The organism is Nocardia goodfellowii, from assembly GCF_017875645.1.
Lineage (GTDB): Bacteria > Actinomycetota > Actinomycetes > Mycobacteriales > Mycobacteriaceae > Nocardia > Nocardia goodfellowii.
The window spans coordinates 7,367,645-7,390,253 of record NZ_JAGGMR010000001.1; the positions used below are offsets into that span (position 1 = coordinate 7,367,645).

A 22,609-nucleotide genomic window follows, 5' to 3' on the forward strand; every position below is an offset into this window, starting at 1 on the left:
CGACAATTCCGCACCAATCGCGAAGCGGCCCAGCGGTTCCGCCGCGGCGGTCGCGATCTGGGCCGCCACCTGGGCCGGGCAGGCGGCGAGGCCGTCCGCAGCGCCGAGCGATCGGGTCGGGGAATTCGGCGTGTCGGTGGGGCGTGGCAGTATTTCGAGCACGATGAAACTCAGCAAAGGCGCCAACACGGCGGTACCGACATCCCTACTGGCCGTGGTCGTTTCATGGCGGTCGGCCCATGTCGTGGACGCGCACGCGCTGTTGCTCACCGGCGCGGGCACGGTGCGCACGGACCGGGACCTGGTCTTCTACAACGCGCCGCGCCACGTGTCCCAGGCCGTCACGCTCGATCAGGAGCCCGAACCGGGGACAGCACGGCTGAGTGTCTCGTTGCCGCGCACCGAACCCGAGATCGAGCGCATCGTGCTCAGCGGGTCGCTCGACGACGGAACCTTCGGCGCTGTCGCGGAGCTGACCGTCACCGTGTTCGACGCTGACGGGCCGGTCGCGGAATACGAGATCACCGATGCCGACGCGGTGTCGGCCATGATGTTCGGCGAGTTCTATCGGCGCGACGGTCGCTGGAAGTTCCGCGCCATCGGCCAGGGCTGGGCCGAGGGGCTGGCCGGACTGATCACCGAATTCGGTGTGCAAGTCGACGAACCCGCCGCCACGGACGTACCGCACCACGCCCCGACCGGCGTAGCGGCCGCACCCGATGTCCGTACCCACGCGACCAGGCAGCCCGCCGGCGCCACCGCACTGGCCGGCCCGCCCGAATCCGCACCGGCCGAGCAAGCCACGCCCGCACGCCACCTGCCCGACGAAATGCCGCACCCGGGTCAGCGGGCACCCGAAAACAGGTTGCCCGCATCGCATTACGATTCGACCGCCCGTATCGACGAGCATCCCACCGCGCCCATCCCGACCTACCCGGCAGGCACCCCGCGCGAGCAGGGTGTCCGTCCCGTGGATCTCAGCCGGCGCACCGTCACGGCCCCGGAACCGCCACCCCCTCCGCCGCCGAATCCCGAACGAGCGGATTGGCATCCGGATCCGGAGAACCCCGCCCGACTACGGTGGTGGGACGGAACGGAATGGACCTCGGCCCGGCGTGAGCCGCTGCCGCCGAACCCACGAAACTGCGATCGCTGCGGAAATCCGCGGCGGCGCAAGCTGTTCGGGCGGCTCGCGCCCTGCGTGCACTGTGCCACCGAGATCGAGGAATACCTCACCCACTGGCACACCCAGGTCTGGCGGGTGCTCACCACCTCCGGGCCGAGCGGACCGGAGTGGGACGCGCTGTGGGCGTCGCTGCGTTATCAGCGCATCGACGAGGCCGCCGGTCGCCTCGCGCTGCGCGACGCCGCGCTCAGCTACGTCGAACGCCTGGTGACCTTCGCGTTCGCCGACGGGGAGATCGCGCAAGCCGAGTTCGAGGCCTTCGAGGAGGCCATCGTGGAGCTGGACCTCACCGGCCCGCTCATCGACGACCTGCACCGGCGCATGGCTCGGGGCCGCATGCTGTCCCGGTTGCGCGAAGGCGAACTGCCCGCGATCCGCACACCGGGCCTGCACCTGGATCCCGAAGAGCGAGTACATCTCGACCTTCCCGCCACCCACGTCCGTCAGCTGGCCCGCGGCCCCAAGCTCAGCGAGGGGCGGCTGATCGCCAGCAACAAGAAGTTGCGTTTCGTCGGCACCGGCGCGGGCACCGAACTCCCCTGGAGCCGGGTGGTTTCGGTCGCCATCGAGGACGACCTGGTGGTGCTCGCCGCCACGTCGGCCCGGGGCGGCGCCAGCTTCGAGGTCGACGATCCCGATTACGTCGCGGCCGCGCTGGAAGGTGCCCTGCGCGTCGCCAAACGGCTGGTCCTCACTCCCGGCCAGCGCGATTCACGCAGCATTCCGCAAGAGGTGAAAGCCGAAGTGTGGCAACGCGACGGCGGCCGATGCGTGGAGTGCGGCAGCAGCCACTATCTCGAATTCGACCACGTCATCCCGCTTTCGCGCGGCGGCGCGACCAGTGCGTCCAACCTGCAAATCCTGTGCCGCTCCTGTAACCGCGTCAAAGGCGCGCGCATTTGACCTGATGTTCCCGTGGCCGAGCGCTGCCGATCAGCTGGGAATCAGCCCCGCGTTGCGGCCCAGATCCGTCAGCATGGCGTCGAACAGGATCTCCGGATGCGACAGCGGTATCGGATAGTTGCCGAACACCTCGAGCGTGACATGCCCGTACAGCCGGGCCCAGATCTGGATCATCAGGTAGGTGACGCCGAGATCGAGCTTCTCCGCCGGGAACTTCTGCCCCGACTCGGACAGCGTTGTCAGCAGCTCGGTTTGGAACAGCACGAGGTCTTCGCGCAACTCCTCCGGGATGACGTCCGTCGGCGGCGTGATGACGTCGTAGGTCGCCAGCAGCCGCCCGGCCGCGGCCAGGAAGATCCGGCCGAAGGGTTCGTCGAAGCGGCGCATCATCGGCGCGGCCCCGATGCCGGGCGAGGCGAACACCAGCGTGAATTCCCTGGGATGCGCCAGCGCCCAGCGCCGGAAACCCTTGCAGATGGCGAAGAACTGCTCCGCGCCGTCCTCGGGCAGCGGCGCGATCTGGTCGGCCAGTTCCGCGGCCAGTTCGGCGCAGTAGTCCAGCCGCATCCGTTCCAGCAGATCGTCGCGCGAGTTGTAGTGCCGATACAGCGCCGGTGCGGTGATCCCGAGTTCCCGGGCGATCGCCCGCAACGTCACCGCGTCGACACCCTCGGAGGTGAGCAACATCCGGGCGACCCGCCGGATATCGGCGTCGCGCACCACCGGCGCGCGCCCTCGCGACTTGGCCTCACTCATTCCGCCACCTCACCACGGGTGCGTAAACCACGCCAGAGCGTGATCGATTCCGGCCGCGTGGGATTCGCGGCCGGAATCGGTGCGTCAGTTGTACTCGACCTGCCAGCTCTTGATGGCGTTCAGCCAGCCCGAGCGCAGCCGGACCGGCTCGGAGACCTGCTTGATATTGGGCATCACGTCGGCGAGAACGTTGAACATCAGGTCGATTTCGAGGCGGGCCAGGTTGGCGCCGACACAGAAGTGCGTGCCGGTGCCACCGAAGCCGACGTGCGGATTCGGGTTGCGCAGCACGTTGAACTGGTAGGGATTCTCGAAGTGCCGCTCGTCGAAGTTGGCCGCGCTGTAGAACATGCCGACCCGCTGGCCCTTCTTCATCTCCTGGCCGCTGAGCACGGTGTCCTGCATGACGGTGCGCTGGAAGGCGATGACGGGGGTGGCCCAGCGGACGATCTCGTCCGGTGCGGTGCGCGGACGCTCGGCCCGGTACAGCTCCCACTGCTCGGGGAAGTCGACGAAGGCCTTCATACCGTGGGTGATGGCGTTGCGGGTGGTCTCGTTGCCCGCGACCGCGAGCAGGATGACGAACCAGGCGAATTCGTCCGAGGCCAGCGATTCGCCCTCGACGTCGGCGTTGAGCAGCGTGGACATGATGTCCTCGGCGCCGTTGAGGTCGACCGGGCACTTGCGCTTCTCTTCGGCGAGGTTCCACGAATAGCCCATGACCTCCGCGGTGGCGACCTTGTGGTCACCCTCGAAGGACGGGTCGTCGTAGGAGATCATCTCGTTGGTCCACTTGAAGATCTTGCCGCGATCCTCCTGCGGGATACCGATCAGTTCGGCGATGGCCTGCAGCGGCAGTTCGCAGGCGATCTGCTCGACGAAATCGCCGCCGCCGGTTTTCTTGGCCTCGTGCACGATTCGCTCGGCGCGCTCGCGCAGGGCCTCGCGCAGCGACTCCACCGCGCGCGGCGTGAAGCCCTTGGAGATGATGCGACGCAGTTTGGTGTGCCGCGGCGGATCCTGGTTCAGCAGCAGGAAGCGCTGGACCTCGATCTCCTCGCGCAGGATGTCACCGTAGAAGCGGATGACGGCGGTGTTCTCCTCGGAGGAGTAGACCTCGGGCGTCTTCGAGATCTCCTTGATGTCCTCGAGCCGGGTGACCGCCCAGTAGCCCTCGTCCTGGAAGCCGCTGCCGGCCTGCGGAACCCAGTGCACCGGCGCGGTGGTGCGGGCTTCGGCGAATTCCTCGACCGGCAGGCGCTGGGCGAGCAGGTCGGGGTCGGTGAAGTCGAATCCTGCGGGGATGGATGCGGTCACGGCTATCTCCTACCGGTCCGGGCTGCGGACCTCACAACGTTGTGTAGAACACGTTCCAGTGGAGAGTATGTAACCACAATCACTGTCGGTTGTGAACAGTGTTTAGTAAAACCTGTTTACTTTGCTGGCTCAGGCACCCACGAGCGCGTTCATGATGGTGCCCGCACTGGTCGCCACGACACCACCGACCATCGCTCCAGCCACCATCTTCGGCGACTGCGGTGCGCTGCCGGACCATTTCTCCCAGGCGAACTTGCCACCGGCGAAGACGATCGCCAGGATGCCCGACAGGATGGCGAACCAGGTCATCCAGCGGACCATCGTCATGATCTTGTCCGCCAGCGGTGGCGTCTCCGGGGTCGGATTTCCGATCTGCGCCAGCACCATCTCGCCGATCGCCGTCAGCATGTTCACCACCTACTCCTCAGCACAGCGCGTCCGTCCATCTTCCCCAGGCATACCCATTGCGGCCAAGAGATCACGGCACCCCCATTGACAGATCGCTTGCGGCACAGGCGTCGTGCGCGGATTCGTTACCGAGGAGGACCTGCGTCGCGCCCGCGAACCCGATACCATCGTCGTGAAACCCCGTCGGCCCGAGTGGAATGAGCAGCACAGGCGATGATTCTGGTCACCGCGTTCGACACCCTGGCCCAGGTCGGCAATCCGGAACCGCTGGCTCCGCCGATCGCTGACAAATTTCAGCAGATGGTCAGCTACTTCACCTGGTTCGTCCTGCTGGCGGGCATCGCCGCCATCATCTTCGCGGGCGGCAAGTTCGCCTGGGAGAAATGGACCGGCGGCGGTCTGGATTCCCCGAAGATGGTGGCCGGAGCCATGATCGGCGGCGTGGTCGCGACCAGCGCCGGCACCATCATGAACGCGCTGATCGGCTAGGCGCTCGACGCTTTCTGGTAACCGGATTCGATCTGCTGGCGCAGGTGTTTCTCGGTGTGCCGGATGGCGGGCCCGATGAACGCCTGGATCACCCGGTCCAGCGCGCGCCCGGTCAAGCCGCCCGGAACCTGGTAGTCGCACACCACGCTGATCTTGGCGGTGTCCGCGCCGAGTGTTTCGAAGTGCCAGCGCATCCGGCCCTCGATGCCTTTGACCGCCCGCAGCGCGATCACCGAATTCTCTTCCCACTCGATGACATCGCCGCGCACATGCAGCGTCATCGGGCCGAGGTTGATCGCGGTGTCGAACACCGCGCCGACACCGCTGGTCTGCTCCCCCACCGGCGTGAAGTGCTTGACGCCGAACATCCAGCGCGGCACATTGCGATAGTCGTCGACGTACTCGAAGGCGTACTCCCGCGGCGCGTTCGCGACGGCGGCGTGCTCGACATGACCCATTGCTGATCCCCTTCCCGGCGGCATTCCGAGACTATTGCTTCTCCGGTAATAGCGCCGGGCGGGAGATCGAAACGGATCAGTGATCGGCGAGCCAGCTGCCGTGGAAGCCGAACGGCACCCGTCGCGGCAGGTGAATCGCGGCCACCTGGGTGCCGAGATCGTCCGCGTCCAAGATCACCAGATCGCTGCGGTCGGTGCTTTCGTCGTAGACGTAGGTCATCAGATAGCCCGCGCCGCCGGGTTTTTCGTCGGCCGGCGCGAACGCGGCCTCGGCCGGGGTGCGGCCCGGACCGAACTCGTGCGCGGTGGCGGATCCTGTCCGCAGGTCGTAGCGCACCAGCGCGCCGCCGCTACCGTCACCGGTGACCGTGACATGGCCGAAGTCGGCCCGAAGACCGGTCAGCCGGTCGTCGATGCGCGGGAATTCGCCCGCGCGATCATCGATCTGGCGTTCCTCGACGGCGCCGGTGCCGAGATCGATGGTCCAGCGCCACAGGCTGGCATCGGCGATCTCGGTGGAGTCGGTGCGCCACATATCCGGATATCGCATGACCTCCAGCACGATTCGGCCCGGCTCGTCGTAGGCGTTGAGGCTGTGGAAGACATAACAGGAATCGATGGCGAACCAGCGAATCTCGCCATGGGGATCGTCGCGGCGCAGCACGCCGAGCCGAGCCTGGTGGTCGTCGCGCCAGCGAAATGGCATGCCGGCACCCGTCATCGCGATCTGGAGATCGAAAACGACTGGGAGATCCATGAATACGACGTGCTCGGCGGTCAGATTGAAATCGTGCTGCATGGTCGGAGCCGGCACGTCGACCGGCCGGCTCACCACGAGATTCCCCGCGGCGTCGGCCCGGTGATAGGTCAGATACGGAGCCTCGATCACCTCGTAGCCGAAGAAGTGCAGTTCGCCGGTGACGGGGCAGGTCTTCGGATGGGCGGTCATCGCCGTGGTGAGTTTGCCGTCGAAGTCATGCGGTCCCACGGTGTCCAGCTCGCAGGTGATCTCGTACGGGTACGACGATTCCACCAGCGCCAGCGTGCGGCCCGCGTGCCGGATGACATGCGTATTGGCTACCCCTGCGGCGAGATCCCGCCCCCGGGGGCCGTAGGCGCCGGCACCGTCGGTGAATGTCGTGGTGCGGACCCAGCGGTTGCGATAGGACACCGCCTTGCCGTTCTCGATGCGCACGCCGTGCACCATGCCGTCGCCGGCGAACCAGTGGATGGAGTCGGCGGCGGGCGGGTTCGGGCCGTTGCGCAGATACCAGCCGGACAACTCGGCGGGAATCCGGCCGGTGACCGGGAGATCGAAAGCGGTGACCTCTTCCGTGACCGGGGCATAGTTGCCGGTGAGATGAGGAACAGCCATGGGCCACAACCAATCTTCGACGTTCCAGTTTTGACATGTCAAAACTAGAGGCTGTCTTCGCGACATGTCAATACTGGAAGGTACGATCCGGGCATGAGCCTTCGATACGCCGTACTCGGCATGCTGGCCGCCGAGGGCCCCGCCAGCGGGTACGACCTGCTGCAGATCTTCAAGGACTCACTGGCCAATATCTGGCCCGCGACCCAGAGCCAGATCTATACCGAGCTCACCAAACTCGCCGAGTCCGGGTTGATCGCCGTCTCCGAAGCGGGCGCGCGCGGACGCAAGGAATACACCATCGCCCCCGAGGGACTCACCGAACTGCGACGCTGGCTCACCGAAACCAAGCCGAAGCAGGCCCCGCGCAACGATCTGCTCCTGCGGGTGTTCTTCCTCGGCGTGCTCGAACACGACCAGGCCCGCGACTACCTCAGCGCCATCGAAACCCGGATGACCAAGGCGGGAGCGGCACTGTCGGAGCTGGAAGCGTCCATCGAATGGGAGGACGACGCCTTCTCCGTCTACGGGCACATCGCCCTGGAGTGGGGCAAGCGGTTCTACGCGATGAACGAGGAGTGGGCACGGTGGGCCCTGACCCAAATGCCCCCGCCTGAGCGCTGAAGGTTTGCCCCCGCCCCCGGCGGGTAGCTCCGGATTGGTGGTGCAGAACCAGCCGCCACCACCCCGCAACCTTCGAACGGAGGATGTAATGGCTGCTACGCCACGAGGTTTCGCGGCAATGGACCCGGAGCGGCAACGAAAAATCGCCAGCCAGGGCGGCAAAGCCAGCAGCGGCAGCTTCGACAACGATCCGAAGCGCGCCAGCGAAGCGGGCAAGAAAGGCGCCGCAGCGCAGCCCGTCGAGGCCAAACGCCTAGGCGGCACGCACAGCCACCAAAACCGCTGACCGAAGGACGTACCGGAAGAGCGAGGCCCCGGCCCCGCTCTTCTCGTGCGTGGAGGAGGAAACCCGCTGGTCAGCGGGTGTTTGTGGGGCGGGTGGGGCTCGAACCCACGACCAATGGATTATGAGTCCACGGCTCTAACCGACTGAGCTACCGCCCCTGGTTGTGCGGGCGACCCGCAGCGTGGGGCATGTTACCGGGCGAGGCGGGCGGAGCACCACTTGGATCCTGGCATGTCGTTAGGGTGGGCGGAGAGCGCTGCCGAGGTGGAGGTCGGGATGGCCAATTTGTTCACGAAAGTGTTGAAGGTGCACCAGTGGGTGTACGAGAACAGTGGTGGGGTGCTGGGGCATCGGCTGTTGTTCGGGAATCCGACGCTGCTGCTGCGGACGACGGGGCGGCAGACGGGGCAGGTGCGGACTTCGGCGCTGACCTACGGGCGGGATGGGGACGACTATCTGGTGACGGCGTCCAATGGTGGGTCGCCGCGCCCACCGGGGTGGCTGGCGAATGTGAAAGCCAAGGCGGAGTGCGAGATTCAGGTGGGGCGTAAGCGGGTGCCGGTGGTGGCGCGGGCGACCTATCCCGATGATGCCGACTACGCACGACGGTGGGCGATAGTCGACACGGTCAATCAGGGTCGGTACAGCGATTATCAGAAGATGACGAAGCGGCCTATTGCGGTGGTGGTGCTCACCCCGGTGAGCTGAGGTCTAGTCGTCGTCCACCCAGTCCCTGCCGGTGGCGGGTTCCTTACTGTCCCAATAGCTTCGGACCTTCGGCGGCCGGCTGGCGAACTGGACTACAGCGAATACGAGCACGAGGACGATGACGACGACCCCCACGACGATCAGAGTTTGCACGCAGGCACCCTAGCGTTCAACGCGGGTGCCTGCCCAGTGTGAAACACGAATCGGATCAGATGGTCAACAGTGTGCGTCCCACCGCCGCGCGGGCATCGATGGCCGCATGCGCGTCGGCCGCCCGATCGAGCGGAAATGTTTGTCCGATAACGACTTCCACTTCGCCGTCGGCCACGGCGGCGTGTGCGCGCCGAGACAGCGCGCTCCAGTCCGTCTGGGGCCCGGTGATATCGAACAGCCCGATCACCTCGATATCGCGGCCCGCCAGCGCCGCACGGTCCAATTCCGGGAAATCGCCTGCGGCGGAGCCGTATCCGAGGAAGCGGCCGCCGTCGATCAGTGCGGCGGTGGCAACTGTGCCCAATTCCCCGCCCGCGCCGTCCAATACGGCGTTCGCCCCGGCACCGCCGGTCGCGGCGCGCGCCTTGTCGGCCCAGTCGGGTTCGGAATAGTCCACGACGGCGTCGGCGCCGAGACGGGAGGCGAGTTCCAGTTTGGCGCGCCCGCGGGCCGCGGCGACGACGTGCGCCCCTGCGGCACGGGCGAATTGGGTGAGCAGGGTGCCGAGACCACCCCCGGCCGCGGTGATCAGTACCCACTCCCCCGGCCGCAGTGCGACGCGGTCCAGGACCGCGAGAGCGGTCTTTCCGTCGTGGATCAGCGCGGCGGCCTGGGTCAGCGTCACCGCGTCGGGCACCTCGGTCAGGGTTTCCGCTTTCGCCAGCGCCTTTTCGGCATAGCCCCCGATCGGGAGCCCGCCGCCGATGCCGCTGGCGGCGGTCTGGGTGGCGACACGCTTGCCGATCCAGGATTGGTCTACCTCGGGTCCGACCCCGGCGACCACTCCGGCGACCGCTCCGCCGGGCACGTACGGCGGCTCGACCTTGAAGTAGTCTGTGCCCCAACCGCTTCGGAGCCGAGTATCGAGGAACATCACGTCCGCCGCGGCCACCTCGACGAGCACCTCACCGGGCCCGGGTACCGGATCGGCCACCTCCCGTACTTCGAGCACCTCGGGTCCGCCGAATTTTGTCGCCTGCACTACCCGCATTGTCTTCTCCTGCCACATCTTGTGTCTTGGACAGGACTCACTGTTCAACCTCAACTATGGTTGAGGTCAAATGCGGCGTCATACGCTCACAGCGAACTCACCGCTGTGCTATCGGTCAGGAACCCCCGCCACAGCTACTGCTGCTTCCTCCGCCACAGCTGCTACCGCTGCCGCCGGAACAACTGCTGCTGCCCCCTGAGCAACCACTGTTGCCCCCACCCGAACAGCCGCTACCGCCGGAACAGCCTGGACCGCCGCTGCACCCGCTGCCAGAGGTCCAATCGTAGGAAGCTGCGCCACCCGCCATCCACGGTGAACCGGGCCGGCGGCGCGGATCGTAGGGCGGCCTCCGACTCGATCGGTTCGCCGCCTTGACGACAGCGACGACCACCACGATCACAGTCACTATCATCGCGAGAAATAGCAGTAAAGCGATTACCAACAGCACGCTTGTCATACGAAATGCTAACGCTCCACCCCTCGGACGCTGGGCCTTCTTCCAGGATGCCGGAAACCGCTTACAGTGAACCGTGGTGATTCTTCGTTACCGAAACCGCTCCCCCCGTATCGATCTACGCGAGGTCGATCGAGCCGTCGCCGCGCTGGAACTGCCCGAGGCGATCTTCAAGACCTGCCCGTGGCAGCCGCGAGAGCTGGTGGAAACCGGGCTGCGGCAATGGTTGCGGTGCTGCGGTGCGGCGATGCGCGACGATCAGGTGATCGGGATGCCCTCGCACGCGGTGGACGAGGCCTGGCACGGGCTGATCCTGTGCACGCAGCGGTACGCGGCATTCTGCGAGGCCGCCTACGGGCGGTTCCTGCACCACTTTCCCGATGGCGACAATTTCTCCGCAAAGCCCGCGCCGCAGGGTATTTCGCACGGGTCGATGGACGACCAGCTGGGGCGCACGGTCGTGGCGTGGTCGATGGTGGCCGGACCGGGTGAGACCTGCGTGCTGTGGGACCTGGACACCGAGGTGGGCGTCGAGCATCCGTGGGGCATCGGCGCCCGGCGAGTCGCGGCTATCGAAGCCGAACTCGCCCGGTCGCCGAAGTCCTAGGTGAGCTTCACCCGTGCGGCGAAGAATCGCACCGCCGCGGGCGCGAACCGATTGAACTGCAACTGCAGTCGCGCCTCCGGGGTGACGGGCACGATGTCACGGTCGTCCTGGACCGCTCGCACGATCTGCTCGGCCACCTTGTCGGGTGTGTAGCGGCGCGCCCGGTAGAGCTTGTCGTACTGCTCCTGTTTGCGCTTCTCCTCCTCGGCGCTCACACCGGAGAACTTGGTGGTGGCAACGATATTGGTGTGCACGATGCCGGGACAGACGGTATGCACGGAGATGCCGCGACCGGTCAGTTCGGCGCGCAGGCAGTCGGAGAACATGTACACCGCCGACTTGCTCGTGGAGTACGCGCTGAACCCCTGCTGCGGACTGTAGGCCGCCATGCTGGACAGGTTGACGATGTGCCCGCCGAGCCCGCGCTCGGCCATCGCGGCGCCGAATGCCCGGCAGCCGTTGACCACTCCGCCGAGGTTGATTCGCATGACCCGGTCGAATTCCACCGAGGGGGTGTCGAAGAACCCGCCCGCCTGACCGATGCCCGCGTTGTTGATCAGGATGTCGGGCACGCCGTGCGCGTCGATGACCTCCCGCGCGTGCGCCTGGACCGCGGATTCGTCGGCCACATCGAGCTGATAAGCGTGCGCCACACCGTGTTCCGCGGCGATCAGCTCGGCGGTCTCCTTCGCGGCGTCCAAGTTGATGTCCGACAGCACGATTTCGGCGCCACGACGGGCGAAGGCCAGCGCGGTTTCGCGCCCGATTCCGCTGCCGCCGCCGGTGATGACCAGTAGCTGATCTTCGAAAGGCTTTCTGGTGCGGCCGATTTCGGCTCGGCGCAGGCCGCGCGGAATCGTACCGCCGCCGAGGCTGTCGATCAGCTCCGTGGTGGCGGTGGCGAGCAGTTCGGGGTGTGAGAACGGCATCCAGTGTCCGGCGGGCACATCGCGACGCCAGAGGCGCTGGGTCCACTTCCGTTCGTCGTCGTATCCGGCGGGTCGCACCGCCACATCACGACCGGCGACGATCAGCTGCACCGGCACCTCGGTGTGCCGTTCGCGCGGAGCGAGCAGGCGCTGCACGATATTGGCGCGGTAGATGAGCAATCCGTCCACGCTGTCGCGCCGGAAGGTGGGGCCCAGCTTCACATTCGACGGCGAGGTCTCGTTCATCAACGACACCAGCCGCTGCCACCGCTCCTCGGTGCCGAGCAGGTTGAACGCCGCCCGCGGCAGGCCCGGGGTCATGAAGAAGAACGTGTACGCCGAGGACATCAGCTGTGTGAACGGCTGCCACACATTGCGCGGCGTGGGCCGGGACAGCCGGTCCCGCATCCACTTGCCGATGTGATCGAGATTCGGGCCGGACACCGAGGTGAACGAGGCGATCCGGGCCTTGGCCCGCGGCTCGCAAACCGCCTCCCAGACCTGCACCGAACCCCAGTCGTGGGCGAGCACGTGCACCGGCCGCTCCGGGCTGACCGCGTCGGCGACGGCGTAGAAGTCGGCGGCCAGCGCGTCCAGGCGGTAGTCGGCGGTGCGCTGGGTGCGGGTGGACCGGCCGTGCCCGCGAGTGTCATAGGCGACCACGTGGAAACGCCCGGCCAGCAAGGGGACCACGGAGTCCCAGAGGTGGTGCGTGTCGGGCCAGCCGTGCACCAGCACGATGGTCTCGGCGGCCGGGTCGCCGTATTCGTAGACGGCAAGCTCGAACTCGCCGCTGCGGACGATCCGTTCCGTGGCGATCGAGTCGATATCGGTCGTCGTCATCGACAGTTCTCCTATTTCGTGGTCAGAGGTCGAGCACCAAACGGCCGCCGTCGCAGCGTGATACGCAGATCAGCATGGCTCCGGCGTCGTGTTCGGCGGGGGTCAGCACGGTTTCGCGATGGTCGGGTTCGCCGGCCAGCACCCGGACTTTGCAGGTGCGGCAGAAGCCTTGACGACACGAGTACGGACGATCCGGGCGGCGCTCCAGGACGGCGTCCAGCGCGGACTTGTCCGCCGGCACCTCGACCACCTCTCCGGTGGCGGCGAATTCGATCTCGAACGCCTTGCCGTTCACGATCGGCGGGGGCGAGAAACGCTCGGAATGTAGTTCCACGCCGGGCATTTCGCGGACCGCGGCGGCGATGGAGCCGATCATCGGCACCGGGCCGCAGCAGTAGACGGCGGTATCGGTGGTGACGCCGGGCAGCAGTGCGGAGGCGTCCGGCAGGCCGTGCTCGTCGTCGGTGCGCACGGTGACCCGGGCACCGAAGCTCTCGATCTCGTCGAGGAACGGGATGGTGTCGCGGCTACGTCCCGTATAGACCATCGACCAGTCCAGCCCCAGCCGCACCGCCAGCCGCACCATGGGCAGGATGGGCGTGATGCCGATTCCGCCCGCCACGAAATGCAAACGGGCAGCGGGTGATCCGTGGCCCGGAACGGCGAACGGGAAGGCATTGCGCGGTCCGCGCACCACAAGTGTTGTGCCGACCGTCAATTCGTCGTGCACCTCGTTGGACCCGCCGCCACCATCGGGGATCCGGCGTACCGCGATCCGATAGGTGCGCGAGTCGGCGGGGTCGCCGCACAGCGAATACTGCCGTAGCCGACCCGAGGGCAACTCCAGATCCAGGTGCGCACCGGGCCGCCACGGCGGCAGTTCACGCCGATCGGGGGCTCGCAACAGCAGACTGACCACGTCTTGGTCGTGTGCTTCGATCCGGCGTTCGGTCACCACCAGCGCCAGCCGATGATCGTCGGCACGCGGGGCGAGGTCCTTGCGATTGACGATCGCGGTCCAGCGCATCCGGGTGGAGGCGACCACATCGACGAACTTGATCGCCCGGTCCTGGGTGGGCTTGCCGAACAGGTCCGCGGGCAACTGTTCCGGGACGGGTCGTAGCGTCACGACGCGACAGCCTGCGCGGCAGGAGATTTCGCGAGGTAGGCGACGGCCTGCGCGGTCGATCCGACCGAGCCGGGGTCGTAGCCGGGCTTGAAGGTCGACAGCGCGCTGAGCAGCAGGGAGGGCATGCCGGGCAGCGCGCCGCGCCACATGGAGCCGAAGACCCGGGTGAGCAGGCGCGGGTAGCCGTAATCGGGTAGTTCCGGATCCTGATGCACCATGAACTTGGTGCCGCGCACCACCAGGGTGAGGAAGATCGGGAACGTCAGCGTCATCAGCGCCGCGCGCCGCACATAACCCGCACCGAAGTAAACCGCCACATCATGGGCGACGTGCCGGTGCTCGACTTCTTCGGCGCCGTGCCAGCGGAACAGGTCGGCCATGCGCGGTTCGGCGCCGAACTTCTCCAGGTCCGCGTTGAGGATCCAGTCGCCCAGGTAGGCGAAGAAATGCTCCAGGCAGGCGATGAACGCCAGCCGCTCGACCAGGACCTGCCGCTGGGCGACCTCGTCACCGCCCCGCGGGCCGAGGGTCTTGCGGAACAGGTATTCGGCTTGGCGCACATACGGTTCCGGGTCGATGCCGTTGGCGGCGAGCACTTCGTGCAGTACCCGGTCGTGGGTTTCGGCGTGCATGGATTCCTGGCCGATGAAGCCGAGCATGGCCTCGCGCAGCTTCTCGTCCTTGACGAAGGGCAATGCCTCGGCGTAGGCGGCGCAGAACATCCGCTCCCCCTCCGGCAGCAGCAGGTTCAGCGCATTGATCAGATGCGAGGCGATGGGCTCGGCGGGCATCCAGTGCAGCGGCGTATCGGCCCAGTCGAATTGCACATTGCGGGCGTGCAGGGCGACCTCCCCCGGATCGACTTCCGGTCGCCGTTCCCACCAGCGAAGTAGCTTCATCGATACTCCCTCGGTCCTGACGATCCACACCACGGCCCGGACCCGACCGCGACGCTGCGCACCTCTCCCGTTCAAGGCTGTGGTCCCGATCATACACATATGTAGGACTGCGAGTAACACACATAGCGGCGACCACTACCGGCCACCATCACGGATCACCCGAACGTATGGACGACCACAACCACACTCCATCGAATTGCCGTGGTCACCTTGACATTTCCCGCCAGCATTGTTGCGATCCCACCGCCAAGCGCCGAAGAATTAGAACCCGTTTCAGTAGGCTTCGGCTATGGAGCGACTAACCGGATTGGATGCCAGCTTCCTGTACCTCGAGACCGGGACCCAGCACCTGCACGTCTGTGCCCTCTTGATCCTGGACCCGTCGACAGGCGACTACTCATTCGAAGAATTCAAGGCCGAACTCGGCCGTCGGCTACCCCTGATCCCGCAGATGCGGCGGCGGATCCACGAGGTGCCGTTCAACCTCGACCACCCGGTCTGGGCCGAGGATCCGGACTTCGACCTCGACTATCACGTGCGCCGCATCGGCATACCCCACCCCGGCGGACGCCGCGAGCTGGCCGAACTGATCGGCGACATCGCCAGCCGTCCGATGGACCGCGATCGCCCGCTGTGGGAGATGACCGTCGTCGAGGGCTTCGACGGTGACAAAGTCGCGGTGATCTCGAAATACCATCACGCCGCGGTCGACGGCATCACCGGCACGAACATGATGATGCACCTGTGCGATATGGAACCCGGGCAGCGGCATCGAGTCGACCCGGCCGAAGAGCGCAAGGCGGGCTCCGCGCCCAACGACCTGCGACTGCTCGCCGAGGCCATCGTCCGATTCCCCGGGAAAGCGGGGATAGTGGGCATGGTGCCGAAAACCCTTGGGCTGCTCGCCGGTTTCGCGCAACGGCGGCGAAATGACCAGGCGGGCATGGCATTACCGCTGACCGCGCCGCGCACCCCGTTCAACATGGCCATCACGCCGCACCGTTCCGTCGCGTTCACCGAGGCGGACCTGGGCGCGATCAAGGAGATCAAAGCCGCGTTCGGCGCGAAGGTCAACGACGTGGTGCTCACCATCGTCGGCGGTGTGCTCCGGGCCTACCTGGACAAACACGGTGAGCTGCCGGATCGTTCGCTGATCGCCTCGGTGCCGGTCTCGGTGCACGAGCAGTCCCGGCACACCGAGGGCATCAACAAGGTGTCGTCACTGTTCTGCGAGCTCGGCACCGATATCGCCGACCCGGTCGAGCGGCTGCGCAAGGTGGCCGCAGCGAATCAGAGCGCCAAGGAGGAACACGATCTGGTCGGTGCGGACTTCCTCCAGGATTGGTCGAAGTACGCGCCGCCGAATACATTCCAGCTGGCGGCGCGGGTCTACTCGGCACTGAAACTGGCCGAGCACCATCCGGTCGTGCACAACCTGGTCGTCTCCAACGTGCCCGGACCGCCCATGCCGCTGTATTTCCTCGGCATCAAGGTCGACGGCATGTATCCGTTCGGACCGGTCTTCCACGGTGCGGGCCTGACCATCACCGTGCTGTCCAACAACGGCGACCTCGACTTCGGATTCATCGCCTGCAAGGAACTGGTACCCGACATCGCGGCACTCGCCGACGCCGTCCCGGGCGCGATCGACGAATTGCTGAGTGCGGCACGAACTCTGGGCTGACGCACCGCCGCGTTCACCGGCACCGGACCGCGCTACCGATTCGCCGCGCGTGACTCCTTCTCCGCCCGGTCGGCCACCGCCTCGCATGCCTCGAGCAGTACCGGCACGAATTTGTCGGCCGCGAACGCGCAGGCCGTGTGCCCCGCCTTCACCAGATGGATACTGGCGCCGGGGATCAGCGTCGCCAGCTCCAGCTGCCGGTATACCGGGATCGCCTTGTCCTTGGTGGTGATCACCACCGCGGTGGGCGCGTCGATCCCGGAAAGCCAAGCGCTGCTGTCGAATCGGCCCACCGCCGCGATGACCTGCGCGACCGCCCAGCCACTGGTGCTGCGCAGCTCCGTCATCGCCCAGCGCTGCATCCCGCCCCGGGTCCAGGTGTGTTCCGGCAGTTCCGGCAAGCGCCGCAACAGTTCCCGGGCCCGCCGCAGCGAATACGGGCCGACCGCGTCGGCGAACGCGCCCCAGGCAAGATGGAAGGCGCGCTCCCGCCACTTCTCCTGGAAGCGGTAGGGCGTGGCGCACAGGACGAGTCCGAGCACACGATCCGGATGCCGATGTGCGGCAAGCTGGGCCACGACACCGCCGAGGGAGTAGCCGACACAGATCGGGTCGGGCACGCCGAGCGCGTCGGCGACCGCGATCACGTCATCGGCGCAGTCCTGCACAGTGAACCGCTCGGATTGGATACCGCGGCCGTGCCAGCGCTGATCGAACAGCACCACCCGGAACTCGCGCGCGAGGACCTGGAGCGCCGGAAACCAGGTGAGGTAGGCCGTGGACGCGGTGCCGTGCAACAGGAACAGGGTGGGCGCGCCCGCGGGACCGGGGATGTCGACCACGTAGGTGCGTCCGCGTCCCGGCAGTTCCAGGAGTTTCCCACCGGGCACCTCGGCGATATCGGGGACACCGGCCCTGCCGAACTTTCGCATCGGCACGGCCGCCGCATTTCGGTCGGGGTCCATCGTCGGCCTCCTAGAACGCGTTCTACTCGATGATGCCACAGCCGAGGACCGGGCGTATCGGCCCTCAGCGCAGCCTGTCCCGCTGAGCGGTAACCGATCTCGGCGGAATTACACCAAGCTTCTGTAACGTGTGCCACTGAATCAGCTGCGATAGACGGAGGTATCCCGCATGGGTCGGTTGACCGGCAAGGTGGCATTGATCAGTGGTGGCGCCCGCGGCATGGGCGCCGCGCACGCCCGGGCCATGGTGGCCGAGGACGCGCGGGTGGTGCTCGGCGACATCCTGGACGACGAAGGCGCCGCGCTGGCAAAGGAACTCGGCGACCACGCCGCCTACGTGCCGCTCGACGTGCGCGAGAAGCAGCCGTGGGTGGACGCGGTCACCGAAGCGGTGCAGCGGTTCGGCGCGCTGAACGTGCTGGTCAACAATGCGGGCATCGTCAACGGGAACCTGCTGGTCGACTTCGAGTTGTCCGAGTGGCAGCGCATCATCGACATCAACCTCACCGGCACGTTCCTCGGTATGCAAGCCGCGGTCCCGGCCATGATCGAGGCGGGCGGCGGCTCGATCGTCAATATCTCCTCGGTGGAGGGCATGCGCGGCAGTCCGGGTCTGCACGGCTATACCGCCACCAAGTTCGCGGTCCGCGGGCTGACCAAGTCGACGGCACTCGAGTTGGCGCAGTACAACATTCGGGTGAATTCGGTGCATCCGGGCTTGATCACCACGCCGATGACCGAAGGCATCCCCGCCGATTTCCTGCAGATCCCGCTGAAGCGCGCGGCCGACCCAGCGGAGGTGTCGAACCTGGTCACCTACCTGGCCAGTGACGAGTCCTCCTATTCCACCGGAGCGGAATTCGTCATCGACGGCGGCCTCACCGCCGGAATCCCGCACAAGACCTTCTAGCCGGGCATCGACTGCACGAACAACACCAGCAACGCGGGTAGTGCGGCGCACGCCAGGCAGGCCAGGGCGTGCGCCCACTTGTTCTCGTAGACAACGGCGGCGAATTCGCGCAGCACCGCGCTGGGCAGGTAGTAGAACGCCGTCCTCGAGCCGACCACTTCGGCATCGAGGCCGAGCTGCCGGGCCAGGACAGCGGTACGCAAGATATGGAAATTGCTGGTGACGAGCACCATCGGTCCGGCCACGCCGCGGGCATCCAGCAGTTGCTTGGAATACCGCAGGTTTTCGCGAGTGGTTTCCGAACGATCCTCCAGCAGTACGGCTTCGGCGGGAACTCCCTGATCGACCAGGTAGCGCGCCATGGCAGCGGCCTCGGACACGGCTTCGTCGGAGCCCTTGCCACCACTGGTCACCAGCAGTGGATGCCGACCGGCGGCGACTTCGGTGCGATACACCTCCATCGCCCGGTCCAGCCGGCCGGCCAGCAACGGGGGCACCTGATCACCGAGCAGGCCCGAGCCGTGCACCACGATCGCCGTCATGCCCGGCCGATAGGGTGCCCGGCCGTAGACGAACGAGTACAGCAAGAACGCGAGCAACAGGAAGCCGACGTAGCTCGCTGCCGTCAACACCGAGGCGAGCGCGAACACGAACCACAGATTCTCGGTGGCCAGGGCTACGAACAACAGCGCGTACGGCACGAGCAGGACGATGCCCAGCCCGAACGACAGCAGGTTCGCGACGTGTAACCCCTCCCGCCGCAACAACTGCACCCCGTTGACGATCAGGAGCGCGGCCAGCGCCACCATGAGCAACGGGGACAGCACAATCAGCAAACCCGCGAGCAAGCCGACGACGCCGTCCCGGTCGTCCGCTGCCGCCCCCACCCCCACGCAGATCGAGCCGAGCAATAGGAATACCCCATTACCCAGCCGCCGCCGATCCGTCCGGAACCGCAACGCGAAAACACCCAGCAGGACCAGGCCGACCACCATCAGCAGCACTACGTCACGGTATCCGGAAACGGCGGTAGCAAACGCGCGGCACGCGCCGTGCGACCACCATCACGTCCGGCACTCGGAATGGCCTGGTAAGCACCGCATCCAGACTCGGCCTCGCCAGCGCGTCGGGCGAATCACCAAGTCTCCGAATCACTTCGAGACGGTCCATCGTCCGGCGGGGCCGACCGCGGCGCAGTCGGCGAGTTCCACGGACCGGCCGGAAAGGCAGCCGGTGGTCTGGATACCGGTTCACCCTCCGACGTCCACACGACATCGGGTGACCGGAGCTCAGGCGGAGGTGATCAAGCCGATGGCCAGAGCCAGCATGACGACCGCGATCACGGAATCCAGCACACGCCAGGCGGCGGGGCGGGCGAAAAGGGGGCCGAGGCGGCGAGCGCCATAGCCGAGCGCGGTGAACCAGATGACACTGGCGAGCATGGCCCCCGCACCAAGGAACCACTTGTCCGGCGAGGTGTAGGTGTTGGCGAAGGAGCCGAGCAGCAGCACGGTGTCCAGGTAGACGTGCGGGTTCAACCAGGTCAGCGCCAGACAGGTGAGCACGGTGGCACCGAGCGCCATGGAGGCGCCCGCCGATTCCGTGATCAGCGCCGAGGACGCGAACACGCGCTTGGCGGCGAGTACGGCGTAGCCGAACAGGAAGGCCGCGCCGAGGTAGCGCACCACGGTCAGCAGGCCGGGCAAGGATTCGACCAGCACACCGAACCCGCCCACGCCCGCGGCGATCAGGACCGCGTCCGAGATCGCGCACACCGCGATCACCGGGAAGATGTGCTGTCCGCGCACTCCTTGGCGCAGCACGAAGGCGTTCTGCGCGCCGATCGCGATGATCAACGACAGACCGAAACCCAATCCTGAGATGGCGGCGGTGGCCGCGGAAGAAACCGTCACAGCGATCCACGCTAAGGCGGTGCCTACCCCCAGGCCAGCTAAAGTTTTTGAAGCATCATTAGAATTACTTAATGGATCTCCAGCTGGATCAGCTCCGCGCGCTCGACGCCGCGATCACCGAGGGCACCTTCGAAGCCGCCGCGCGTCGCCTGCTCATCACGCCCTCGGCGATCAGTCAGCGAATCAAGGCACTGGAGGATGCCGCGGGCCGCATCCTGGTTCAGCGCACCAAGCCGGTGCGCCCCACCGAATCGGGGATGGCCGTGCTTCGGCTGGCCCGTCAGATCGCGCTGCTGGCCGGCGACACGGCGCGCGAACTCGGCGATCCCGAGCAACCCGCCAGCCGCCTCGTTCCGGTGCCGATCGCCGTCAACGCCGATTCACTGGAGACGTGGGTGATGCCCGCGCTGAGCCGGGTCGCGCCGGGCATCAGCTTCGACATCCATCGCGAGGACGAAGATCACACCACCGAGCTGCTGCGCGACGGCACCGTAATGGCGGCGATCACCACGACCGCCCAGCCGGTGCAGGGTTGCAAGGTGACCAGACTCGGGGATATGCGCTACCGGGCGATGGCGACGCCGGATTTCGCGCGGGCCTGGTTCGGTGCCGGCGCCGAGGGCTACGCGCACGCCCCGGTGGTCATGTTCGACCGCAAGGACGATCTACAGGATCGCCAAATCCGCCGCCGCACAAAGAAGCCCGTCGACCCGCCACGGCACTATGTGCCGTCCTCGGCGGGGTTCGGCGCGGCGGTCCGGCTCGGTCTCGGCTGGGGCATGCTGCCCGACCTGCAAACCGAGCAGGACCGCGACACCGGCCGGCTGGTGTCGATCGACGGTGACGCCTACATCGATCGGCCGCTGTACTGGCAGCAGTGGCGCCTGGACTCCCCCGCGCTGAGCGGCGTCGCGGCCGCCATCGCCACCGCGGCGGCCGAAGCGCTGCGCTGAATTGCGATCATGGTGCGATGGCATCCGCGGTTTATCTGATCACCGGTATCCAGGCGTCCGGAAAGTCCACCGTCGCACAGGCGTTGGCGGAACGGCTGCCGCGTTCGGCGCATGTGCGCGGCGACGCGTTCCGCCGATTCGTCGTCAACGGCCGGGTGGAGATGAGCCCCGAGCCCGCGCCGGAAGCCCTCGATCAGCTGCGTCTGCGGCACCGGCTGGCGGCACACGCCGCCGACGAGTACGCGGCAGCGGGTTTCACCGCGGTATTGCAGGACAACATCTTCGGCGACCTGCTGCCGTGGACCATCGCGCAGATCCGCACGCGCCCACTGTATGTCGTGGTATTGGCGCCGCAACCGGCCGCCGTGGCCGCCCGTGAGGCCGCCCGCGGCAAATCCGCCTACGGGACGTTCACCGTCGAGGATCTCGACACCGGGCTGCGCGAAACCACGCCCCGCCTGGGTCTGTGGCTGGACAGCACGGACCTGACCGTCGAGCAGACCGTCGACGCGATCCTTACCCGCGCGCAACCGCACCACTGACGCGGTTCGGTCCGGCGCCCAGGGGAACCGGACCGAATCGCGGTGGCGCTCAGGCTGTCCTGGGCAGCTCCGAGGTCGGGGTGAACCGGGCCCAGGGGCGCAGTTCTTCCTGGCTGGCCCGGTGCTCGTCGCACAGGCGCAGGTATCCGGGGCGGATGTAGGCGGGATCCAGTCGCTGTTTGAAGGTCAGGTTGTCGCGGCGCCAGCAGTCACCGCACGCGAACTCTTTCATCTCGGCCTCCTTGCACCTGAGGTGGTTGCCCAGGAGTTCCCGATCATCCGGGAATCGAAGCGCGCGTACCCGAATATCGGCCGAATCGTTACCCTGCCTCACCGGTTGGGACCCAAAGTCGTTCGCCGCGGCGTGAATTCATTCCTCGGCGGATGACGCGGCCCGGGGCACTGTCAGGCCGTCTCGACCGGCGAGGAATGCGGCGCACCCCGAGTTCCGGTGCGGAATCGCGGAACTCGGGGTGCTCGGCTGTCGATCTGGAACGCGGCGCTGAATGTCGGCGCATCGCATCTACCTCCGTTTCTGGTCGGTTTTCAGTTCAGTGCGGAACTAGGCGTACAGCCTGGAGATGAACGCGGCCATGTTCTCCCGGACCCGCTCGATCTTCTCCTCTTCGGACAGGTCCTCGCGGTACCGGCGGCCCGCGCCGGGACTCCGCTTGTTGCGCGCGTACAGCGAACAGGCCAGGTCGGTGCACATGTAGGTGCCGACCGTGTTGCCCTTGCGCCCGGATTCGCCCGCCTTGGCCGCGGTCAGCAGCGATACGCCGCTGCCGGTGTGCGTGGTCTTGCAGATCGAGCACATCTGGGCCCGGCCGGATCCGCCGGTCTCGTGGCGCAGTGCGACGCCGACGAGGCGGTCGTCCTGCGGGAAGACGAGATAGCAGCGGCCGGGGTAGGACGGGTCGGTCCAGCCGAAGAAGTCCAGGTCGTCCCAGGGTGGGGCGTCCAGGTCCTTCGGGACGGGCAGGCGTTTGGCGTCGCCCTTGGAACAGTTGACGAACGACGACCTGATGTCGCGTTCGGTGACGGCTTGCATGGCTGACTCTCCTCGGTTG

General features: G+C 66.8%; 25 protein-coding genes and 1 tRNA gene. 10 read left to right on the forward strand and 16 right to left on the reverse strand.

Translation table 11 applies throughout. The features are described 5' to 3' along the window. The first annotated feature begins 163 nt into the window (after positions 1 to 163). The gene (locus BJ987_RS34140) at positions 164 to 2,089 is read left to right on the forward strand and encodes a TerD family protein (RefSeq protein ID WP_209897161.1); all 1,926 of its coding nucleotides are present in this window, start codon (positions 164 to 166) and stop codon (positions 2,087 to 2,089) included. 30 nt (positions 2,090 to 2,119) lie between these two features. Here BJ987_RS34140 and BJ987_RS34145 read toward each other — a convergent pair whose 3' ends face one another. The 3 genes from BJ987_RS34145 to BJ987_RS34155 all read right to left on the reverse strand — a co-directional run bounded on the left by BJ987_RS34145 (position 2,120) and on the right by BJ987_RS34155 (position 4,570). After that, a complete protein-coding gene (locus BJ987_RS34145; protein WP_209897162.1) occupies positions 2,120 to 2,845 on the reverse strand; it encodes a TetR/AcrR family transcriptional regulator in 726 nt (241 codons plus the stop codon). Between the two features lie 84 nt (positions 2,846 to 2,929). Beyond that, positions 2,930 to 4,162: a cytochrome P450 gene (locus BJ987_RS34150; RefSeq protein WP_209897163.1), complete on the reverse strand. Its 1,233-nt coding sequence runs from the start codon at positions 4,160 to 4,162 to the stop codon at positions 2,930 to 2,932. 129 nt (positions 4,163 to 4,291) lie between these two features. Beyond that, on the reverse strand, positions 4,292 to 4,570 hold the full coding sequence (locus BJ987_RS34155; RefSeq protein WP_209899564.1) for a hypothetical protein: 279 nt from the start codon (positions 4,568 to 4,570) through the stop codon (positions 4,292 to 4,294). Between the two features lie 213 nt (positions 4,571 to 4,783). Between BJ987_RS34155 and BJ987_RS34160 the strand changes: the two genes are divergently transcribed. Continuing rightward, positions 4,784 to 5,059, forward strand: coding sequence for a hypothetical protein (locus BJ987_RS34160; RefSeq protein ID WP_209897164.1), 276 nt, complete (start codon positions 4,784 to 4,786; stop codon positions 5,057 to 5,059). On the opposite strand, the gene BJ987_RS34165 is transcribed toward BJ987_RS34160, so the two are convergent. Beyond that, positions 5,056 to 5,517: an SRPBCC family protein gene (locus BJ987_RS34165; RefSeq protein WP_209897165.1), complete on the reverse strand. Its 462-nt coding sequence runs from the start codon at positions 5,515 to 5,517 to the stop codon at positions 5,056 to 5,058. The two genes, BJ987_RS34160 and BJ987_RS34165, sit on opposite strands and share 4 nt — an antisense overlap. A 76-nt stretch (positions 5,518 to 5,593) precedes the next feature. Next, a complete protein-coding gene (locus BJ987_RS34170) occupies positions 5,594 to 6,892 on the reverse strand; it encodes a carotenoid oxygenase family protein (protein ID WP_209897166.1) in 1,299 nt (432 codons plus the stop codon). 93 nt (positions 6,893 to 6,985) lie between these two features. On the opposite strand from BJ987_RS34170, the gene BJ987_RS34175 reads away from it, so the two are divergent. Both BJ987_RS34175 and BJ987_RS34180 read left to right on the forward strand, forming a co-directional pair. Beyond that, complete coding sequence (locus BJ987_RS34175) at positions 6,986 to 7,513, forward strand: PadR family transcriptional regulator (protein ID WP_209897167.1); 528 nt, start codon at positions 6,986 to 6,988, stop codon at positions 7,511 to 7,513. Between the two features lie 88 nt (positions 7,514 to 7,601). After that, positions 7,602 to 7,799, forward strand: coding sequence for a con-10 family general stress protein (locus BJ987_RS34180; protein WP_209897168.1), 198 nt, complete (start codon positions 7,602 to 7,604; stop codon positions 7,797 to 7,799). An 84-nt stretch (positions 7,800 to 7,883) separates the two neighbouring features. Here the strand turns inward: BJ987_RS34180 and BJ987_RS34185 are convergent. Beyond that, positions 7,884 to 7,957 (reverse strand) — tRNA-Ile (locus tag BJ987_RS34185). Positions 7,958 to 8,075: 118 nt separating this feature from the next. Here BJ987_RS34185 and BJ987_RS34190 point away from each other — a divergent pair. Next, positions 8,076 to 8,507 carry a nitroreductase family deazaflavin-dependent oxidoreductase gene (locus BJ987_RS34190; RefSeq protein ID WP_209899567.1) on the forward strand — a complete coding sequence of 144 codons (432 nt, stop codon included), beginning with the start codon at positions 8,076 to 8,078 and terminating at the stop codon, positions 8,505 to 8,507. 3 nt (positions 8,508 to 8,510) lie between these two features. Here BJ987_RS34190 and BJ987_RS34195 read toward each other — a convergent pair whose 3' ends face one another. Both BJ987_RS34195 and BJ987_RS34200 read right to left on the reverse strand, forming a co-directional pair. Continuing rightward, positions 8,511 to 8,660 carry a hypothetical protein gene (locus BJ987_RS34195; protein WP_209897169.1) on the reverse strand — a complete coding sequence of 50 codons (150 nt, stop codon included), beginning with the start codon at positions 8,658 to 8,660 and terminating at the stop codon, positions 8,511 to 8,513. A gap of 55 nt (positions 8,661 to 8,715) precedes the next feature. Further along, positions 8,716 to 9,711, reverse strand: coding sequence for a zinc-binding dehydrogenase (locus BJ987_RS34200; protein WP_209897170.1), 996 nt, complete (start codon positions 9,709 to 9,711; stop codon positions 8,716 to 8,718). Positions 9,712 to 10,241: 530 nt separating this feature from the next. On the opposite strand from BJ987_RS34200, the gene BJ987_RS34205 reads away from it, so the two are divergent. Further along, the gene (locus BJ987_RS34205) at positions 10,242 to 10,772 is read left to right on the forward strand and encodes a UCP032817 domain-containing protein (RefSeq protein WP_209897171.1); all 531 of its coding nucleotides are present in this window, start codon (positions 10,242 to 10,244) and stop codon (positions 10,770 to 10,772) included. Here the strand turns inward: BJ987_RS34205 and BJ987_RS34210 are convergent. Genes BJ987_RS34210 through BJ987_RS34220 form a run of 3 tightly spaced genes read right to left on the reverse strand, consistent with a single transcriptional unit; the run spans position 10,769 to position 14,572 of the window. Then, entirely contained in the window at positions 10,769 to 12,544 is a 1,776-nt protein-coding gene (locus tag BJ987_RS34210) for an SDR family oxidoreductase (protein WP_209897172.1), read from the reverse strand. The genes BJ987_RS34205 and BJ987_RS34210 overlap by 4 nt on opposite strands. A 22-nt stretch (positions 12,545 to 12,566) precedes the next feature. Continuing rightward, entirely contained in the window at positions 12,567 to 13,673 is a 1,107-nt protein-coding gene (locus tag BJ987_RS34215; RefSeq protein WP_209897173.1) for a PDR/VanB family oxidoreductase, read from the reverse strand. Continuing rightward, a complete protein-coding gene (locus BJ987_RS34220; protein ID WP_209897174.1) occupies positions 13,670 to 14,572 on the reverse strand; it encodes a metal-dependent hydrolase in 903 nt (300 codons plus the stop codon). The genes BJ987_RS34215 and BJ987_RS34220 overlap by 4 nt, the downstream gene beginning before the upstream one ends. Positions 14,573 to 14,861: 289 nt before the next feature. Here BJ987_RS34220 and BJ987_RS34225 point away from each other — a divergent pair, with 289 nt between their 5' ends. Beyond that, positions 14,862 to 16,256: a WS/DGAT/MGAT family O-acyltransferase gene (locus BJ987_RS34225; protein ID WP_209897175.1), complete on the forward strand. Its 1,395-nt coding sequence runs from the start codon at positions 14,862 to 14,864 to the stop codon at positions 16,254 to 16,256. Between the two features lie 32 nt (positions 16,257 to 16,288). Here BJ987_RS34225 and BJ987_RS34230 read toward each other — a convergent pair whose 3' ends face one another. Continuing rightward, positions 16,289 to 17,221: an alpha/beta fold hydrolase gene (locus BJ987_RS34230; protein ID WP_209897176.1), complete on the reverse strand. Its 933-nt coding sequence runs from the start codon at positions 17,219 to 17,221 to the stop codon at positions 16,289 to 16,291. A gap of 169 nt (positions 17,222 to 17,390) precedes the next feature. Here BJ987_RS34230 and BJ987_RS34235 point away from each other — a divergent pair, with 169 nt between their 5' ends. Next, positions 17,391 to 18,131 carry a glucose 1-dehydrogenase gene (locus BJ987_RS34235; RefSeq protein WP_209897177.1) on the forward strand — a complete coding sequence of 247 codons (741 nt, stop codon included), beginning with the start codon at positions 17,391 to 17,393 and terminating at the stop codon, positions 18,129 to 18,131. Here BJ987_RS34235 and BJ987_RS34240 read toward each other — a convergent pair. Together BJ987_RS34240 and BJ987_RS34245 are read right to left on the reverse strand one after the other, a co-directional pair. Then, positions 18,128 to 19,126: a YdcF family protein gene (locus BJ987_RS34240; protein WP_245367765.1), complete on the reverse strand. Its 999-nt coding sequence runs from the start codon at positions 19,124 to 19,126 to the stop codon at positions 18,128 to 18,130. The genes BJ987_RS34235 and BJ987_RS34240 overlap by 4 nt on opposite strands. A 294-nt stretch (positions 19,127 to 19,420) precedes the next feature. Further along, the gene (locus BJ987_RS34245) at positions 19,421 to 20,044 is read right to left on the reverse strand and encodes a LysE/ArgO family amino acid transporter (RefSeq protein WP_307869839.1); all 624 of its coding nucleotides are present in this window, start codon (positions 20,042 to 20,044) and stop codon (positions 19,421 to 19,423) included. Between the two features lie 71 nt (positions 20,045 to 20,115). Here BJ987_RS34245 and BJ987_RS34250 point away from each other — a divergent pair, with 71 nt between their 5' ends. Both BJ987_RS34250 and BJ987_RS34255 read left to right on the forward strand, forming a co-directional pair. After that, a complete protein-coding gene (locus tag BJ987_RS34250; RefSeq protein ID WP_209897179.1) occupies positions 20,116 to 20,997 on the forward strand; it encodes a LysR family transcriptional regulator ArgP in 882 nt (293 codons plus the stop codon). A 17-nt stretch (positions 20,998 to 21,014) separates the two neighbouring features. Beyond that, positions 21,015 to 21,539, forward strand: coding sequence for an AAA family ATPase (locus BJ987_RS34255; RefSeq protein WP_209897180.1), 525 nt, complete (start codon positions 21,015 to 21,017; stop codon positions 21,537 to 21,539). 49 nt (positions 21,540 to 21,588) lie between these two features. On the opposite strand, the gene BJ987_RS34260 is transcribed toward BJ987_RS34255, so the two are convergent. Both BJ987_RS34260 and BJ987_RS34265 read right to left on the reverse strand, forming a co-directional pair. Further along, positions 21,589 to 21,771 (reverse strand): hypothetical protein, encoded by a 183-nt coding sequence (locus tag BJ987_RS34260; protein WP_209897181.1) that lies wholly within the window; start codon positions 21,769 to 21,771, stop codon positions 21,589 to 21,591. 330 nt (positions 21,772 to 22,101) lie between these two features. Beyond that, positions 22,102 to 22,590, reverse strand: coding sequence for an FBP domain-containing protein (locus BJ987_RS34265; protein WP_209897182.1), 489 nt, complete (start codon positions 22,588 to 22,590; stop codon positions 22,102 to 22,104). Positions 22,591 to 22,609 lie beyond the last annotated feature (19 nt).

Coding starts and splice junctions, on each gene's coding strand:
- BJ987_RS34140 (WP_209897161.1), top strand. CDS start 164: ATGAAACTCAGCAAAGGCGCCAACACGGCGGTACCGACATCCCTACTG.
- BJ987_RS34145 (WP_209897162.1), bottom strand. CDS start 2,845: ATGAGTGAGGCCAAGTCGCGAGGGCGCGCGCCGGTGGTGCGCGACGCC.
- BJ987_RS34155 (WP_209899564.1), bottom strand. CDS start 4,570: ATGCTGACGGCGATCGGCGAGATGGTGCTGGCGCAGATCGGAAATCCG.
- BJ987_RS34160 (WP_209897164.1), top strand. CDS start 4,784: ATGATTCTGGTCACCGCGTTCGACACCCTGGCCCAGGTCGGCAATCCG.
- BJ987_RS34165 (WP_209897165.1), bottom strand. CDS start 5,517: ATGGGTCATGTCGAGCACGCCGCCGTCGCGAACGCGCCGCGGGAGTAC.
- BJ987_RS34170 (WP_209897166.1), bottom strand. CDS start 6,892: ATGGCTGTTCCTCATCTCACCGGCAACTATGCCCCGGTCACGGAAGAG.
- BJ987_RS34175 (WP_209897167.1), top strand. CDS start 6,986: ATGAGCCTTCGATACGCCGTACTCGGCATGCTGGCCGCCGAGGGCCCC.
- BJ987_RS34180 (WP_209897168.1), top strand. CDS start 7,602: ATGGCTGCTACGCCACGAGGTTTCGCGGCAATGGACCCGGAGCGGCAA.
- BJ987_RS34190 (WP_209899567.1), top strand. CDS start 8,076: ATGGCCAATTTGTTCACGAAAGTGTTGAAGGTGCACCAGTGGGTGTAC.
- BJ987_RS34200 (WP_209897170.1), bottom strand. CDS start 9,711: ATGCGGGTAGTGCAGGCGACAAAATTCGGCGGACCCGAGGTGCTCGAA.
- BJ987_RS34210 (WP_209897172.1), bottom strand. CDS start 12,544: ATGACGACGACCGATATCGACTCGATCGCCACGGAACGGATCGTCCGC.
- BJ987_RS34220 (WP_209897174.1), bottom strand. CDS start 14,572: ATGAAGCTACTTCGCTGGTGGGAACGGCGACCGGAAGTCGATCCGGGG.
- BJ987_RS34225 (WP_209897175.1), top strand. CDS start 14,862: ATGGAGCGACTAACCGGATTGGATGCCAGCTTCCTGTACCTCGAGACC.
- BJ987_RS34230 (WP_209897176.1), bottom strand. CDS start 17,221: ATGGACCCCGACCGAAATGCGGCGGCCGTGCCGATGCGAAAGTTCGGC.
- BJ987_RS34235 (WP_209897177.1), top strand. CDS start 17,391: ATGGGTCGGTTGACCGGCAAGGTGGCATTGATCAGTGGTGGCGCCCGC.
- BJ987_RS34240 (WP_245367765.1), bottom strand. CDS start 19,126: ATGGTGGTCGGCCTGGTCCTGCTGGGTGTTTTCGCGTTGCGGTTCCGG.
- BJ987_RS34250 (WP_209897179.1), top strand. CDS start 20,116: ATGGATCTCCAGCTGGATCAGCTCCGCGCGCTCGACGCCGCGATCACC.
- BJ987_RS34255 (WP_209897180.1), top strand. CDS start 21,015: ATGGCATCCGCGGTTTATCTGATCACCGGTATCCAGGCGTCCGGAAAG.
- BJ987_RS34260 (WP_209897181.1), bottom strand. CDS start 21,771: ATGAAAGAGTTCGCGTGCGGTGACTGCTGGCGCCGCGACAACCTGACC.
- BJ987_RS34265 (WP_209897182.1), bottom strand. CDS start 22,590: ATGCAAGCCGTCACCGAACGCGACATCAGGTCGTCGTTCGTCAACTGT.